The 16038-nt window shown below is 54.9% G+C and carries 11 protein-coding genes and 2 pseudogenes; 6 read left to right on the top strand and 7 right to left on the bottom strand.

Features of this window, described 5'->3' with window-relative positions; genetic code table 11:
- The first annotated feature begins 252 nt into the window (after positions 1-252).
- The gene (locus AC1MEW_RS23140) at positions 253-705 is read left to right on the top strand and encodes a hypothetical protein (RefSeq protein ID WP_322268290.1); all 453 of its coding nucleotides are present in this window, start codon (positions 253-255) and stop codon (positions 703-705) included.
- 347 nt (positions 706-1052) lie between these two features.
- Here AC1MEW_RS23140 and AC1MEW_RS23135 read toward each other — a convergent pair whose 3' ends face one another.
- From AC1MEW_RS23135 to AC1MEW_RS23120, 4 genes and pseudogenes are all read right to left on the bottom strand, one after another.
- Entirely contained in the window at positions 1053-2759 is a 1707-nt protein-coding gene (locus tag AC1MEW_RS23135; RefSeq protein ID WP_480423743.1) for a hypothetical protein, read from the bottom strand.
- Positions 2760-3507: 748 nt separating this feature from the next.
- Entirely contained in the window at positions 3508-5343 is a 1836-nt protein-coding gene (locus tag AC1MEW_RS23130) for a hypothetical protein (RefSeq protein ID WP_480423742.1), read from the bottom strand.
- A 165-nt stretch (positions 5344-5508) separates the two neighbouring features.
- Positions 5509-5931: pseudogene (locus AC1MEW_RS23125) on the bottom strand (Heme peroxidase); the annotation flags it as partial.
- A 294-nt stretch (positions 5932-6225) separates the two neighbouring features.
- Complete coding sequence (locus tag AC1MEW_RS23120) at positions 6226-6372, bottom strand: DUF1654 domain-containing protein (RefSeq protein ID WP_480423741.1); 147 nt, start codon at positions 6370-6372, stop codon at positions 6226-6228.
- Positions 6373-6687: 315 nt separating this feature from the next.
- On the opposite strand from AC1MEW_RS23120, the gene AC1MEW_RS23115 reads away from it, so the two are divergent.
- Entirely contained in the window at positions 6688-7143 is a 456-nt protein-coding gene (locus AC1MEW_RS23115) for a hypothetical protein (protein ID WP_480423740.1), read from the top strand.
- A gap of 509 nt (positions 7144-7652) precedes the next feature.
- Here AC1MEW_RS23115 and AC1MEW_RS23110 read toward each other — a convergent pair.
- The 3 genes and pseudogenes from AC1MEW_RS23110 to AC1MEW_RS23100 all read right to left on the bottom strand — a co-directional run.
- Complete coding sequence (locus AC1MEW_RS23110; RefSeq protein WP_480423739.1) at positions 7653-7862, bottom strand: hypothetical protein; 210 nt, start codon at positions 7860-7862, stop codon at positions 7653-7655.
- A gap of 40 nt (positions 7863-7902) precedes the next feature.
- Complete coding sequence (locus AC1MEW_RS23105) at positions 7903-8664, bottom strand: S24 family peptidase (RefSeq protein ID WP_201257253.1); 762 nt, start codon at positions 8662-8664, stop codon at positions 7903-7905.
- A gap of 27 nt (positions 8665-8691) precedes the next feature.
- Positions 8692-9211, bottom strand: a pseudogene (locus AC1MEW_RS23100) (IS3 family transposase); the annotation flags it as partial.
- 610 nt (positions 9212-9821) lie between these two features.
- Between AC1MEW_RS23100 and AC1MEW_RS23095 the strand changes: the two are divergent.
- From AC1MEW_RS23095 to AC1MEW_RS23080, 4 genes are all read left to right on the top strand, one after another.
- Positions 9822-10871 (top strand): hypothetical protein, encoded by a 1050-nt coding sequence (locus AC1MEW_RS23095; protein WP_201257246.1) that lies wholly within the window; start codon positions 9822-9824, stop codon positions 10869-10871.
- A 111-nt stretch (positions 10872-10982) separates the two neighbouring features.
- Positions 10983-13094 carry an iron-containing redox enzyme family protein gene (locus AC1MEW_RS23090; RefSeq protein ID WP_480423738.1) on the top strand — a complete coding sequence of 704 codons (2112 nt, stop codon included), beginning with the start codon at positions 10983-10985 and terminating at the stop codon, positions 13092-13094.
- Positions 13091-14932 (top strand): carbamoyltransferase family protein, encoded by a 1842-nt coding sequence (locus AC1MEW_RS23085; RefSeq protein WP_480423737.1) that lies wholly within the window; start codon positions 13091-13093, stop codon positions 14930-14932. The genes AC1MEW_RS23090 and AC1MEW_RS23085 overlap by 4 nt, the downstream gene beginning before the upstream one ends.
- 149 nt (positions 14933-15081) lie before the next feature.
- Complete coding sequence (locus tag AC1MEW_RS23080; protein ID WP_201257248.1) at positions 15082-16038, top strand: TauD/TfdA family dioxygenase; 957 nt, start codon at positions 15082-15084, stop codon at positions 16036-16038.

Genomic DNA, 16038 nt, shown 5'->3' with positions numbered 1-16038 from the left:
TCTACGGCTGGCGTATTGGCGTTTAATTTGGGAATGGTCTATTTTTTTGATGGCTGGCATTAAGCAAAATGCTTGGGCAAATTCATCAAGAATTCGCGTGTGGACATGGTGCTTGGCCGACCGGCATATGAGGCTAGGCACTGACGGAAACCGATCTATTTAATCTAGGCGTCTCGGCTTTTTAAAATTAAAACACTCGGTCTGTGTGCGGTTGGTGAATTGGAAGATTCTTGCAATTAAAATGGAGTTTATATGAGATTAATAGGATTTCACGCTACTAGGTCTGGGCATAGGGCATCCTTAAAAGGCGGTCTAAGAGTTGTGCCAGGGGTTTGGGACCATGCCTCGGGAGGGGAATTAGGAAATGGTTTTTATGTAATAAAAACCTTTAAAAAGACACCGGCTGTTTATGCTTACGGATATGGAATTGCTGCTGCTGTTGTTCCTGCTGAGGGCGTTGATATATGGTCAGTATATTGTAGTAAGGAGTTGGCTGAAATGGATAGCTTTGCGGTTCCAGTGGCTCAGCAGTGGCTTAACATACCTGCAAGCTACTGTAATGATTATGATTGGCTGTCGAATTTTAGTGAAAATCCAGCTGTGCAGATTAAATTTAATCCTAAAGCTTATAGCTATCTAACGATTGAGCTTACACAGGTTTTAACTTTGCAGGAGGCTGATAATATAGTGTTTGGTCCCTCTTGATTTAAGTTTTTTATGATCTGGCCTGTTTAGATCATGGGTCAGATTACTTGTATGTGGTTCAAAGATTGCGCTGTTGGTCTCGTTTCTTTCCCGCTACCTCACAATTCTACTAATTCTGCGGCGGGATTCTTCCCTATGCTCCATCTCCTAATGGCAGCCGGCAGTGCGCTCTGACCTTCCTGCTGAGCCGCATCATGCCGCCTTCTCGCTTCGGGAGTTGACGGCGACGAGCACAGCGGAGGCGGTGGTTTTGAAAAATAACCACTTATGGAAAATCTACATTGCAGGCGCCACCCTCCGTGACCGGATACGACAGTTAGTAAGCGACAAAGGCCTTTTACCTCGATTTACTGTGCCGCAGCTTGTACGGCGATGCTCATAACACCCCCTACAGCGGGTGTTACGACTAGATATTCAATAGTGATATTTGTAGCGTCCACTACAGAACAGCGCATGAAGCCAAGAGTTAATGTTTTTATCGTTAGTCCTGTCAGGGATGATTTAATATCTTGGCGTCTAGGCGTATAAAGCAGGCCATGGGGAATGATCATCGTTTTAATCCCCGCAGCGTCTAGGTCGCCTGCGATGGATGATTGTTCTTTGGAAAAATTAGTTGACTTGGTTCCACCGTTCAAGCCAGTTCCTTCGATATTGAAGCGGTCCGAATTAACTATTGGTGCATTACCTATTGTATATGCACCGGATGATGGGGATATATCCAAGTTGATCCTATTTCTACCCCCGTGTGAGTCCACTGGAGTGGTGTATTCAAAACCTGCGACCACGGTGTTCGCAATCCAACCGCGGATTCTATTGCGGCTTGAGGTGACTTTTAGGCCGGTCTTGGTCCCACGAATAAATAGATCAGCAATGGCTGTGCCCACGCCACCGATAAAAACGCCATTGGAAAATGCAACAGCGGCAGAGTTATCGTAAATCTGCATGACGCCGATGCTGTTAAAGTCTCCTGTGATCTTGGCGATCCAAGCGTCTGGTGTGGCGGTAGATGATGCGGCGCGAGCGAGTCCTCGCCATACTCCAATCATGTTGCGAGAACCCGAAATCGTAACCATATCGCCACCTTGGCCGCCGAAGTACTGATTCAGATTTGAAATCAAACACGATCCGGCATTAATTTCTAATGAACCACCATCCACGGTGATCTGACCGAACGAACCATTAGTGCCGATATAGATGTTCTTACGTTTGCGACCGCTTGCACTGGTCCAGTTCATGTCACCCTGGAAGCAATGTAAAATTGTGCAGTAAGTGGGGGCCCCATTGTACGTCTCGTCGAGAACCTCACTGAAGTAGTTCCAGCCTTCATTTCGCATGCCAGTGATATTGTCCATGTGGACACTGTGCGGCCCGCGGTTTATCCAGCCATCTCCGTTGTTGTCGCGGACAATTAAATCGCGAACAAAGCCTTCCTCTTGATCGGCAATTGAAGCGTTGCTGGATACGTTCGTTGCATACTCAGTGTAAAGGCCGCCGCTGGCGCCCCATCCGATAACAACGTGATCTATTATCGTGTAGGCGCCATAGAAGCAGCATGCTCGGCCGACACTGTTATGTTCTTTGTTGCCATTTACCTGAACATTTCTTAACCCAAACCAGGAGGGCACTCGATTATCTGTTGCGACTGGTAAGCCCGTGCCGGTCAAAACCGGAAAATTTTCTGAGGTTACAAAGTCTACGTTTGATCCCGTCTGTTGCAGTAGTATAGATACCAAGGGATTTTCACCTTGGATAATTACCCCTCTGGGAATTACCATTGTGCTGGCTACGTATGTTCGAGGCCCAAGAAGTACTGTTCCACCAAGTGAGCCGAGAGCAGCAACTGCTTTTGCCAAACCGTCTGTGTTGTCGACAAGTCCTGGCAGGCAGTAGTCGTCAGCGTGGACACTGTGCCGCGATGCTGACTCCACCACAGAAAGTACTGAGCTAGCGCTCCGAGGTACGAAAGGAATTTGGGGGGATCCTTGGTTGGAATCAATCAGGACTTTCTCAAGTGGAGTAGTTTCAGCTAGTTGAGTGGATTCGCCGATAGTCATATTTACCTCAAGTTATGTTGATCCCATATACATGGGTTTTTAAAGGCTTCATTCGCCTGAATGAAACCACGTTGGAGCTGAACCTTTTTAGGAGACTTCTTTTTGCGGTAGTTTTTCAGTGATTAACCGCCGAGAGCTTTACGGCAGTCGCCATTACCTCAAATGCCGCCTGGTGGAATGGTCAGCCAAATGCGGTGCCGCCGCTGTGTTGGGCTGGCGGGCTGCCTTCGGGTTTGCTGGCGATCTTGTGGGTGACGCGATGGAGAACGGGCATTGCGAATACCTCGGGTAGGCACCGCACGCCTCAGCTCTGCCAAACTCTCATTTCGAAACATCCGCGCCACGTTTTTGCATATCTGCACTTTGTGGCGCGGACTTTCCATCGCTTGGAACGAGAGGGTCGGTCCGAGCGCATGAGCGCTCAAAGTCAGGTTCTGCACAGCCTCGTTCATTTCCTCGATGCCGTTCCAGGCCATCAGTTCGTCAAGCTTCTGCCGCGTGCCGAGCCGTAACCGGTGCCGCAATTCCTTCTCGTCGTACTCGATCCGCTTCTCGGCGGCCTTCGCCGATCGCTATTGTCCAGTCTTGGCCATGGCCTGCCTCTTCGAGATCGCTGGCCGGCAGGTCCAGACAGGACTGTCGGCTTCGTTGGTTTACCCAGGTGTTCATCCGCCTCAAATCTGTCCACCCGGGGTGACGCGGCTTTCTCTGGCGATCAGTTCCATGCACTTGATCCGGATACCCTAGATTAAGTTAATACAGCTGCGGCTTTGAATATTGCTGTAGTACCAGCCAGTCCCGAAGTAGTGCACTTCCATCTGTCCGGCACACCGGCACCCACGGCAATGTTTTCAATGATGTGCCCTTGAGTGTAATAAAACCCGTCAGTAGGCACTGTAGAAGCAGAGTGAACAGATACAGACTGAAGCAAAAACTCAGAACCGGCTACGTAAGGTTGTATGCGCATAAAAGTGGCTATACCACCAGCGGGTATTGTAATGTCCCGACCTGTACCAGTAATTATATTACCACCAGAAGAATTTTTGAGAGTTACAGGGCCGGTAGTTGCTCGCAGCACTAAAATTTGTCCCGGTAACAAATTGCTGGATATGTGAGACAATCGTACAGAGCGATCAGGATTAGGTGCTATTGTCCCAAAACCATGTGATCCCATATCAATCTTGCCGTTAGTGTCCATAGCAGGCGATTTTTGTGGCAATGCAGGCAGTATGGTAAGTCCGGTAGCATCACTACGAAGGTAACCTCGCCAGTTGATACCATTGCATTCGTTGGCTCCAGAAGACGTATCGGAAATTAAGTGATCATAAGACCCCTCTACGACGTTACCCTGACCCCAATCAATCTGGCCTTTAGATCCTAAAGTAACAATATAACCTGTTCCAGGCGTACCGCCAGCCGTGGCACCAATACCTGCATTGGCAAAGCGGTTGTTAGAAAGACTAATATTCCCGTCACCTGTCATAGTCACTGCTTGTGCCAAGGTCTCATACCAGCAACCATCAGATGTAATATTACGTGCAGGACCATCGACCCAAAGACCCTTCTGCGATCCTTGAAATGAGAAACCATCACTAAAATTTATATTGTGGCCGGCTCGAGAGGCATTGCCTACACCAGAAACATCCGAAGTGCTTTCGCCATTGATACCTTCGTAAGCAGTTGTTGAAGGAGCAGGGTCAACAGCGATTTTGACCGAGTACAGTGCACGTGTTACGACGGAGGAACTAATGCTTTTACCTTGCCCGCCTCGCACTGAGATCTGGCCATGTTGCCCAGTAAACAGCCAAGGCTCACCGCCATCCTGAACCTCAACTTGAACATCAGAAAAGTCGATCCACTGGTGTGGTCGCTTCGAGTTGGCTTGGGTATAACCGCCACGAGACCAAATGCCTTTTTTGAAGTTCCAAAAACACACATCCACTAGATTTGAGTGCCAGAAACCCCCCTCTACATAGCTAGCGTCGTACTGTGCATGGCAGTAGAAACCCCATTGATTTGGGTTGACCGCAGCTGTCCCATATACATAAGAGGGTGATCCGCAAAATGTAATACCACTGATGTGCGCACCCTGTACTACCCCTGGAGCCAGTTCCAGCATACCGTATGGCTTACCATTGGCAGGATCGAAAGGCAGAGCCGAGATGAAGGTATTACGAGAGCCCATGCCTTGAAGCGGCGTGCCACTGTAGTGAATGATTCGGGTAACCGGATAAACTCCGGCAGTAAAACTTACGCCGTAACCGCCATAGGCTACTTTGGCCATAGACTGAGCTTTAGCCTGTGCGCCCGCAATGGCCGGAGACCAATCCCATGTCGTAGGGTCTGACGGGTTAGGCTTATTGGTAATTAGATTGGTGAATTCCCAAACACTGATCCAGGTAGTACTTAATGAAGCAGCGACAGTGCCTGTGCTAGCAGAAGCCATAGGTGTTCTGCTCCAACTGACTAAAGCAGCGTCTTCGGTAGTAACAGTGGTTGCTTGAGTACCTCCGATTTGGGTTGTAAGGTTATTGTTGATGTTGGATGGTGCGTCTACTGCGTGAGTTAAAGTGTCGTTAGACATAAATACTCCAAATTTTCAAATGCATAAATTAATGAATGGGTGCTGTTTTTACGATCGCCCTACTTAATGATTTCATCTGAGTCAGTATGTCTGTTTCGATAATACTTTTCGGCAGATCCAACTAAGGTTGCCGGTGTCATTTATTTACTATTCGCTTGATCTTCCTCATGCCGCGGCATTCACCAGGGTTACTCCGGCCATGCTGAAAAGCGAGCCTTGCTGAGCAACCAGGGCGTCGAATGCGTCCCAGTTGACGGTCAGCACGCTTAGCGGTGCCAGCCCGCCAGCTACGGCGTGCACCAGGGCTTCCAGATTCGTGACCTCGGCGCGGTAGGTCATCGGTTTTGCTTCATTCGCAATCCGCTGCAACTCTTCCTCTCGGATGCGCTTGCGGGTGGCTTCCGCTTTTTCTTCCTCGGCTTTCTGATGTTTCGAAATTCGAACCTTGATCAGCGCCACCAGGTCATCGTTCGCCTTCAGCACCAGTTGCTGAACGTTGTTGAACAGGAAGACGTAATCGGCGGTCAGTTCGACCAAGCTCGCCAGGTTGGCGCGGATGCTGTCGCTGACCTGGCTGGCGACGATCTTTGGGCCTTTCGGCTTGTTCTCCCGCTGTGTAACTGTTCTTGGCGTTTTACGCTGCACGCCCGGGTCAGTTGCCAACCCTCTGAACCGTTGAGGCCGGTTCATCGCTGCCTTTGAATCTGGGCCGGTAGTGATCCGGCAAGGTGTATCACTAAAGAGCGGCGCGGCTTTCGCTGCTGGGCCGGTGTTGCGTTGGCTTGAGATGAACAGTAGGCATTGGCTAACATTTTGTAAATAGGTATTGGCTAATTATTTTTTGATAGGCATAAAAAACCCGCACTAGGCGGGGTCATATTTTCAGTCGCAGTATTTTCGCCAGCCGATCCTGACGGTGCCGTCACTCAGGCGTTCGATGCTTACGCCGTTAGTTTCCTCAATATCTCGAATGACCTGGTGCCATGCCTCAGGGTTCTCGTCCTTTCGCCTGGATACCACGACAGCCATTTTGCTTTTTGACGCTAAGCGCCGCGATCAGCTCTTTGATTCGCCGACCGACGAGCTCATAGGAATTCTTTGGCTGCGATCCGGATGTAGGGTGAAACATAGGGCGCTCCTTGCGTTAGCTGTACGCACATACAGTATTTATCCTGACACAATTTAGCAATAGTCCCAAGCGGGCTCGGTTCGTTTAGCGAGGAGAAACCCTCTAAAAGCCCGGAATAGACGGCATGCGGGTGGATGTCTAATTGCTATCATTCGGATACAATCCGCGCCGGTCGATTTACGGCCGAGCCAATGATGGCGATATGGAGTGGTGTGATGGTTTTTCGTAAAGCGTGCGCTGGGATGGCGATAGTTTTGGCGTTTGCAGTATCCGGTTGCGCGAGCATTGTCAGTGACAGCAAGCCAAAGGTGGGGCTGTACAGCATGCCGACCAAGGCGAATTACGTGATTAAGGACAGCAAGGGAGGCGTTGTGATGAAAGGCGTCACACCTGGCGCAGCCATTCTGGAGACCAGTCGCGGTTACTTCAAAAGCGAAAGCTACACAGTCACCTTCCAGAAGGACGGCTACGCAGAGACAACTGTTCCTTTGAAATCCACGGTGAGCGGTTGGTACTGGGGCAACCTGCTGATTGGAGGTTTGATCGGTATGCTTATTGTCGACCCACTTACCGGCGCTATGTACGCGCTGCCAGAAGACGCTACCGGCAATCTTTCGCCAGTCGTGCTGCCTCAGGTCTCCTTGCTGCCGGCGCCGGGTGTAACGCAGTAATTGCAGGCACAAAAAAGCCCGCGCTTGGCGGACTTTGCAATTGGCGTTGCTGCGTTATTCTGCGGGATAGGCCCAGCCAGTTCGCGTCCAGTAGGTGGATTGGCCTATATCGGGTGCTTTCGAATACTCGGTCGCGCGCTTGAGTCCGATTTGCATTAGGTCATCACGCACTTGCATTACCGTCCACGAAATGTCCTGGCTGAGATCCAACTGCGCAAAACAGTACTTGCGTGTGATCATGACAGACCACAACGCATATTCGGCTTGGGTGTAGCTGGTATAGGCTCGATCAAAATCGCTAGGTGAAACGCAGCCGAAAGCCTCTCTGTCGAGATGTACAAGATCTTCCACAGGAGCGTGAGTTGCTTTCAACTGTCGCCGGAGCTGCTGTTGGCTTTCGGGAGAGCAGAATTATCAGCAGGCCTGCCAAGGCAATAGTTCTTGATTTGGTTTGGTGAGGGGCATGAAACCTCCTGCAAATCTACTTCGCGCCGGCTGATTCGTAAGCTTTAATGAAGGGTCGCAACTCTGCGACTCTCTCCAATCCTGACCCGATCAAGCGCACGATTTAATGCGTCCAAGGCGTCGAGGAGGGCTTTCGCCTCAGATTCCCGGCCATCACCCCAAAGGCGTTCAGCCATTTTGTTCAGGGCCTGGATAGAGCGCTCAATGTCAGCAGCGGTCGTTGCTACTTTGCTTTCCGGCTGTTTCTTCGGCATTCAGTAACCCTTCTGCAGGGCATTGCTTTGTCGTTCAATTTTAGCGCGCAAACATGCCCCACCAGAATACGTGGCCCAAGATTGCGATCTGCTGATCCTGGATCTCGGCAAAGGTGTAATCCTCGTCCGGGTGCTCATCGCGGTTGAAGCTGCGTAGACGGATGCCGCTCGGCAGTCTGTAGAGTTGCTTCACGCGGAGTTGGCCGTGGTGGGTGATCGCATACATGTCGCCGTCGACGATGTCGCCCAGGGAGCTCTTGCCGACGTTGATACCTACGGTCGCGCCATCGCGCAGTACGGGCAGCATGCTGTTGCCGCTGACGAGCACGCACTTCGCGTTGCTGAACTGAACGTTGTTGTGACGAAGGTCTTTCTTGAAGAAGCGCAGCCTAGCGCTGTCGCTTTCCTCAATCACGAATCGGCCGGAGCCGGCGGCCAGTTCCACTTCGCGCAGGAAAGGGACGTAGACCTCGTCATCGTCGAGAGGGGTGTTGTCGTCCCAAGGCTGGATATCCGAGAGATGGACATCAGCTCGGATAGTTCGATCAAAGCCTTTCTCGGCTTCTGATGCCGAAAGAATATTGCCCATCCGATCGCTTAAGCCCCAGTGAGAAGGCTTCACAACGTCCGAGAAATACTCGATCAGCTCCATGAGCTTCGACTTATCGATTCGGCCCGTCTTCACCCAGCCTTGGACAGACGGACCCGCCACGCCGAAATCTTCGGCGAGCTTCTTCTTTGTAACGCGTTTGGCGACCCGAGCTTGCTCGATGGCTGCGCCTAATTCAGGACCTGTAAGCATTGCCTAATTAAGCCTATTCGTTAGCCAGGGAGTTTCTTGTCGGCGTTTCATGGATGCTGATGCCTCTGGGCCGATTAGCTGATTTTTCCAGTTGTACAAGGTCGGCCTGCACACGCCCAGCTTTTGAGCCCCGGCGTTCGCACTTTCTTGTCGCGTACACAGCGCGATGACCAGCCTGCTTCATCGCTGGCGGGCGTGATAGCCCGTCAGATCGACCAACGACGCGGGTGTGCAGTTCGGGGTGCAATTCATGAATCCAGGCACGCAACGAATCCCGTGCCGGGTAGCCCAAAGCCTTGATGGTGGAGGCAACGCAGCGCCAGTGGTCGAGATAGTACCCGACAGCCTTTTCCCTTTGGGCCAGTGAGTACTTCGGCTTCGAGAGCATGTAACCACGCGACAGGTCGAGGCATCGCTCGTACTCTTCATGCCAGCTCTTCAGAGAGTTCTTCGTCGGGTAGCCCAACTGACGAATAGTTGCCCCGGTGTGCTTCCCCAGTTTGATGTAGAGCTTGACCGCTCGGATGCGGTCTTCGTATGAATACATGAACTACCTCCAGGTAGTCCAAGATTTCTACCGCCCCCCCGAAACAATATCCTGACCGATGCGTTAAAGTTTAGAGGCCGCGCAATGGAGTGGAGATACCGGTCACGCTGTTAGTGAAACGATCGTACACAATGAGCAAAATACAAAAATATTCGTATTCGCCGACGAAATACACTTTGTTACATATTGACAGCCAGAATTTACCGCCTAGAATCGGTGCTACAAATGTGCCTTCGGTGGGATCCGGAGGGAATAAGACAAAGGAGTGTACTAATGCGTGGAAACTCTCAGCAGCACCGTATTGCAACATGCAATGCTTCCAGATTACGCCTCCTGATAACAACATCCGTTCATCACACTTCTTTCTCACCGTCTCGCGGTGCGACTTCCACTGCCCCCATCTCCTCTGAATTAATTTCGACTTTCACACCTTAGAAAGCGCTATTACACAATAACTAAATTTTATGCTGTCCGGCCTACCGCGGGCTGTTGTTAGCACGTTCGCGATTTTCTAAATTATAACTTCGATAGTTGTACGGCGGTGTTCGCTCTGAAAAAAGCTTTCCTGATCAAATGGAATTCCGATTCTCACTCAAGGAGTAGTTTGACCATGTTCAAAAGTCGCAAGCGCATCGCACTTGATGATCCCGGTCTGGAACGTGTGAAGTTGACACCGCAGATGCTCGATTACGATCGATTCGCCAGTCGTGGTCGCTCCCAGTACTTGCCCTATGTCATGGGTTTCAATGCCGCCGACTACCGATCGCCATCGATCAATACCGATCGGCTCGGCTTTCGTCTCGCCCATGATGCGCAAGGCCGACCGATCAGTGCCGGTAACCTGGGGACACACGCACCGCAGGCGGTCAATCTGCTGGTCGGGGCCTCGTCAGCCTTGGGATATGGGGCCTCCAGCGATGCCGCCTCGGTGGCGAGCCGCCTTGCCGCGCAGGATCCCGACGGTACGCCATGGTTGAATTTTGCGGGACACTGCTTCAATTCGACCCAGGAATTGATGCTGTTCATTCTGCATGTCCACCGCTTGCCCAAAGTGCGCAAGATCGTGGTCATGGGCGGCTTCAACACGCTGGTCATGGCCCGTCTTCCCGAGTTCATTCGCGGTGACCTGCCGCCGTACCACTTCTGCGGCGATTACTATGAAAAGTTTGATGAAATTGCGGAGGAAAATGGCGCCGAACTGCCGCCCGTCAAACTTCCAAAGTGGCCGACCGAAACTACCGCAGTGCCACCGATTGCACACACGGTGGCACGCGCCGCCGAAGACACGCTTAATTGTTTGACCACGTGGAAACGACTTGCTGACTCCCTCGGTGCGGAACTTTCATTTCTCATGCAACCCTTGGCGACTTGGGTGAGAAAGCCGTGCACCGAAGAGCAGAAGTTGTTCGATGAACTTGACCGGATTTCCCGATTTGGTACGTGGCAAAACTTGTACGGTGATATATCGGATCCCGCCGTCGCTGACCATTATTCCGATAACCTGGCCAGCGGTTGTCATGCACTGGGTATTCGATTTTGCAATCTGGTCGATGATTTACGTCAACGCCCGACCGATGAATGGTTATTTGTCGACCGCGCACACTATACCGACGTTGGCAGTGATGTCGTGGCACGCGCCATTCATCGAAATCTGCAGTAAGGATTAAGGAGGTCTTATGTTAAAGCGAATTCGCAAGGCACTTGGCGGTTTGTTCAAGAGAAAGAAAAAAGCCAAGAAGAAAAACAATTCCTCTATCTATCCAATGTACTGATGAAGACTAATCGGCAGATTTTTTCCAGCTTCCTCGGGGCCCAGGCAGGGGAAGAGGCCAGGCGGGTGTTTACCTCGGCCTCCCTGCGCACCTGCCTCGAGACAGTGCCTGGAGCAGACCTGATAGACGTCGACTTCGCCAGCGAGACGGCCCTGGCCGGGCTGCCAGGCGTTGCATTCGAACGGCTCCGACCCGTGCGCGAAGGATTTCGAAGGTTGACGCAGGCGATCAAGGCTGACGAAAAGGATGCCCGGGCGCTGCGTGCCAAAGCGGCGCTGGAGTCGGCGCCCTTGCTGATCGGCAGCCAGTACCTGATTCATGGGCTGTGTGGCAGCTGGAACAACGAAGCGCGCTACGCGATGGCAGCGCTGAGAATCCATGCGGCGGATGTCGGTGTCGGTCAACCGGCGGCCAGTCGTATCCAACGCTACCAGGAGTTGCTGCGTCAACATGGGCTGGCGGATGCCGGCGAAGACCTGCTGCGGGCGGGGGGCGACCCGAGGATCTCGGATGGGGCCTTCAACTTTGCCTCGACGCTAGCCGTGCTCGGGCATTTCCCCGAGTCGCTGATGGCCCAGGTCCTGGGGGCCAACCTGTACCTGCGTCATTGCGGGCTGCTGCCCTCGTTCGAGTTCATCGCTGACAATGAACCTTCCGCCTGCCAATTCCTCGATCTGCGTCGCGACCCCGCCGGGGGTACAGATGACCTCGCCGCGCTCGCCGAAACGGCGGTGCGCGAATTCCTCCTGCACGCGGGGGAGTCGGGCCACACTGGCGTACGCCAGGGTTACCAGTGGGCACGCTGGCAGGCCGAGGCGATGAGCGAGGCGCTGCTCGATGTGCTTGAGCGCTGGCTCGATCCGAGGGAGGCGGCGCGTCATTTGATCAGCCGTCGTCGGCTGGATGCTTGCCAATACCATGACAAGACGCGACTGAACAAGGCGCCGATGAAGCCCTTGCTGGAGGTCGACGATTCCTTGACCTTCCTCGACCACCTTGCCGCCAGCACTTACGTGAGGGCGGGTAAGCCGGAGTCGAGTCCGCTGCTCACCAGCCTGATTTCGCCGCGGGGCAAGATGTTCCGCATCTTCAGCCGCGACGACATCGTCATTCTTCATCGCTGGATCGCCGGCTTGCCCTACGCCGATGCGCCCCTGCAACCCGCGGCCTGCCAGATGTGGAAGGACGACGGCAGGCTCGTTGGGGCCATCCGGGAGGACATCGAGGCGCCGGTCCTGGTCACCAGCCTCAGCCTGCGACAGGCCTACCCGCGCCTGCTGCGCGTGGAGCTCACGCCTGCTGAGGAACACTACAGCGGACACTACGTGACACGCTGGCTTGCCAGGGCCGCGAGTGGGGTCGCCAACGGGCGTTGCCCATTGCCGGAGCAATGGGCTCCCGGTGTTCTGCAGCCATGGTTGCAGGGCCAGCACGTGGCGTCCAACCAGTCACTGGAACAGGACGAAGAGCTGCCATCGCGCGAGGACGTGGTGGCCGATATCCTCTCCCTTGCGCCGTTGACGATGATCGACGGTGCCTGGCTGGCGGGATTCGCCCATCCGGCGGTGGCCTCCACCGCGTACGGCAGCCGACTGTTCGAAACGCTTTTCGATGAGCTGGGCAACGGCATCGAGGCTCAGAACCATCCCGTCATCTACCGCCATCTGCTCAAGGCGATACATGGTGAGTTGCCAGCCACCGCCGACCCCGGCTACGCCAATGCCGCCTGCTTCAACGACGAAGACTTCGAACTGCCGGTGTTCTGGTTGTCGATCAGACGATATTCCCAAACCTACTGCCCGGAGATCCTCGGGTTGAACCTGGCGATGGAGCTGTCCGGTGTCGGTGGCGGCTATCGGCGTACCCACAAGGCCTTGGTTGCCTATGGCTATCCGACGATGTTCGTCGACCTGCACAACTCCATCGACAACATATCCACCGGGCATACGGCATGGGCTGCCGCGAGCCTGGATGCCTACCTCAGCGCATTTCCTCGAAGTGATCGTGACGAAATGTGGGCGCGGGTCCGTACCGGATTCGTCGCGCTCAATCCACCCAGGGAGCAAACCATGCTGGACAAGTTTCGCAAGAAAGTGAGGGCGCTGCTATGACGTACACGCTTGGCATCTCGGCCTTCTATCACGACAGTGCGGCCACCTTGGTAATAGACGGCAAGATCGTTGCCGCCGCCCAGGAAGAACGCTTCAGTCGGGTCCGCCATGACCCGGGGTTTCCACGCCAGGCCATCGAGTACGTCCTGGCGCACGCGGGCATCAAATTGGCCGACGTCGACCATGTCGCCTATTACGAAGATCCGGCGCTCAAATTCCGCCGTGTGCTCTCGACAGCCGTCGTGGCGGGGCTTTCAGCCGTGCGCACCTATGCGCCGGCACTGGGTGACTGGCTGTCGACCAAGCGGCGGATGGACCGTGAGGTTGTACGTCATCTGAAAGCGATGGGCGACCGGGACGGTCGTCAGGTCGAAGTGCATGGTCACCACGAATCCCACGCCTCTTCGGCGTTCTTTCCCAGTCCGTTTGAGAGCGCCGCAATCCTGTGCATCGACAGTGTCGGTGAATGGGCGACGACGACCCTCTGGCACGGCAAGGCAGACGGCATCAAGCTGGTCGCGGAGTTGTCCTTCCCCCATTCGCTGGGCCTGCTCTATTCGGCGTTCACCTACTTCTGCGGTTTTAAGGTGGACTCCGGCGAATACAAGCTCATGGGGCTAGCGCCCTACGGCAAGACGACCTATGTCGACACGATTCTCTCGAATCTGATCGATGTGAAGCCCGACGGCAGTTTCAGGCTCGACTGGACCAAGTTCGAGTTCATCAAAGGCGAAGTGATGACGGGCAAGGCCTTCGAGCAACTGTTCGGTGGACCCCGGCGCTTGTCCGAGGCGCCACTGACCGAGCGCGAGTTCGACCTGGCGGCATCGGTGCAGAAAGTCACGGAAATAGTGGTGTCGCGCCTGGCCAGGACTGCCCGTGAACTGACAGGCGAGACATCGCTGTGCATGGCCGGGGGCGTCGCCCTCAACTGCGTGGCCAATGGCGTGATCTCCCGTGAGCGAACCTTCGACAGGCTGTGGGTGCAACCGGCGGCGGGCGATGCAGGTGGTTCCCTGGGTGCCGCGCTGCTGACCGACCGCAAATGCCGTGGGGTGACCCGCCGCGAACTGCCCGCTGGTGTCCTCGATGGCATGAGCGGAGCCTTGCTCGGCCCGGAATACAGTGAGGAACAGATCAGGGACGAACTGGAAGCCTGCGGCGCCGTTTTCCACAGGCTTTCACAGGAAGAGGTCGACCGCCGTGTGATCACCAGCATCGAGGACGGCGGGGTGATCGGCTGGTTCCAGGGGCGGATGGAGTTCGGCCCACGCTCGCTGGGCGGCCGTTCGATCCTCGGAGATCCGCGCCGCGCGGACACCCAGACGACCATGAACCTGCGCATCAAGTTTCGCGAATCCTTCCGCCCTTTCGCGCCTGTGGTGCTTGAGGAACAAGCGTCGGACTACTTCGACATTGTCGAGGAAAGCCCCTACATGCTGGTGGTCTCGCCGGTGGCTGAGGCCATTCGCAGGGTGATCCCAAAGGAACAGGCGCAGCTGACCGGCATCGACCTGCTCAAGGTGGCGCGCAGCAATTTGCCGGCGATTACCCATGTGGACTTCTCGGCCAGGGTGCAGACCGTGGACCGGGAGCGCAACCCGCGGTTCCGCGCGCTGCTTGAGCGCTTCTACCAGCGTTCCGGGTGTCCCGTATTGGTCAACACCTCGTTCAACGTGCGTGGCGAGCCGATCGTGAACACGCCATTCGAAGCCTATCGCTGCTTCATGCGCACCAACATCGATGTGCTGGCGATCGGCGATTTCTACCTGGACAAGTCGGAACAGCCCCAGTTCGAGGAAGCCGTCGACTGGCGCGAGACCGTGCCGTTGGACTGATGGACTGATCATTTCATTCACTAGGGAAGGTGCACCATGGATTACGTTCTGCTCTACCTGATCCTGCCGCTGGGGATGTTTATCCGTCGAACCCGCGCGTTCGCCCACCGGCCGGATCCCAAGGTCAGCTCATACTTGAACCGCAAATCATGAGCCTCATGGCCATAGATGTTCAGCAGGCTTCGATGGTCCAGGTCATGATCATCGATTCGCCCGACCTGAGCGGGCTGGAGGGCTGTCGCGCGAAGTTGGCCGAAATGCCGCACCGCGCCGACAGCGTGGGAGAAATCGGCGGGGACTGGCTGAGCACCGTGTTGGGCAGCGACAACGTCGAGGCGATCCGTGCGTTCCCCGCCAGCCCGTTCAAGGCACTGCTGGTGCGGGGTATCTCGCTCTCCACGGATGTCGCGACGCCGTGCAATGGCTTCCTGCCCAATGCCCAGTGCATCCTGGACTTCGACCTGCTGCAGTTCGGCATGCTGCAGCTGCTGGGTGTCAGGCCGCATGCGGTCGAGTACGAAAACCTCGGCAAGCTGGTCAGGAACGTGGTGCCGGTGCCGGAGGCTGCGGGCACCACGAGTTCCTGGGGCGCGGACGTGGAGTTTTTCTGGCACACCGACAATCCCAACTGGCCCTTCGACGACCAGGGCCGGGATGTCACGACATCCGTGCCGAACTTCCTGGCCTTTGCCGCCGTGCGCAATTTCGAAGGTGCCTCCACCGACATCGTCTGTGTGGATCACATCCTCTCACAGCTGCCCGCCTGGGCAACGGCCCAGTTGCAGAAGCCTGCCTACACCTTCGGGGCTCCTGCTTCCAACGAGGGCTTCGATGGCCAGCAGAAGGTGCTGCCGATCCTGGAGCAGGGCGATAGCGGTTATCGCCTGCGCTTCGACGACGGCATCGTGGCGGCGCTCGACCCGGACAGCAAAGAGGCCCTCGGGCTCCTGTGCCAATGCCTGCGCGATGCCCAGGGTATCGAAGTGGTGATGCAACCGGGTGACTTCTTCATTTTCAAGAACGCCCGCGTGCTGCATCGACGCAAGGCGTTCCAACCTATGCCCAACAGCAAGGCGCGCTGGCTGCGCAGGGTGTACTGCAGTTGA

Source organism: Pseudomonas sp. ASL4 (assembly GCF_056680395.1).
This window is presented reverse-complemented; position numbering and strand designations above follow the sequence as displayed.

Bases quoted from the DNA above. Each gene is read 5' to 3' on its own strand.
- AC1MEW_RS23140 (WP_322268290.1), top strand. From the start codon at position 253: ATGAGATTAATAGGATTTCACGCTACTAGGTCTGGGCATAGGGCATCC.
- AC1MEW_RS23135 (WP_480423743.1), bottom strand. From the start codon at position 2,759: ATGACTATCGGCGAATCCACTCAACTAGCTGAAACTACTCCACTTGAG.
- AC1MEW_RS23130 (WP_480423742.1), bottom strand. From the start codon at position 5,343: ATGTCTAACGACACTTTAACTCACGCAGTAGACGCACCATCCAACATC.
- AC1MEW_RS23120 (WP_480423741.1), bottom strand. From the start codon at position 6,372: ATGGCTGTCGTGGTATCCAGGCGAAAGGACGAGAACCCTGAGGCATGG.
- AC1MEW_RS23115 (WP_480423740.1), top strand. From the start codon at position 6,688: ATGGTTTTTCGTAAAGCGTGCGCTGGGATGGCGATAGTTTTGGCGTTT.
- AC1MEW_RS23110 (WP_480423739.1), bottom strand. From the start codon at position 7,862: ATGCCGAAGAAACAGCCGGAAAGCAAAGTAGCAACGACCGCTGCTGAC.
- AC1MEW_RS23105 (WP_201257253.1), bottom strand. From the start codon at position 8,664: ATGCTTACAGGTCCTGAATTAGGCGCAGCCATCGAGCAAGCTCGGGTC.
- AC1MEW_RS23095 (WP_201257246.1), top strand. From the start codon at position 9,822: ATGTTCAAAAGTCGCAAGCGCATCGCACTTGATGATCCCGGTCTGGAA.
- AC1MEW_RS23090 (WP_480423738.1), top strand. From the start codon at position 10,983: ATGAAGACTAATCGGCAGATTTTTTCCAGCTTCCTCGGGGCCCAGGCA.
- AC1MEW_RS23085 (WP_480423737.1), top strand. From the start codon at position 13,091: ATGACGTACACGCTTGGCATCTCGGCCTTCTATCACGACAGTGCGGCC.
- AC1MEW_RS23080 (WP_201257248.1), top strand. From the start codon at position 15,082: ATGAGCCTCATGGCCATAGATGTTCAGCAGGCTTCGATGGTCCAGGTC.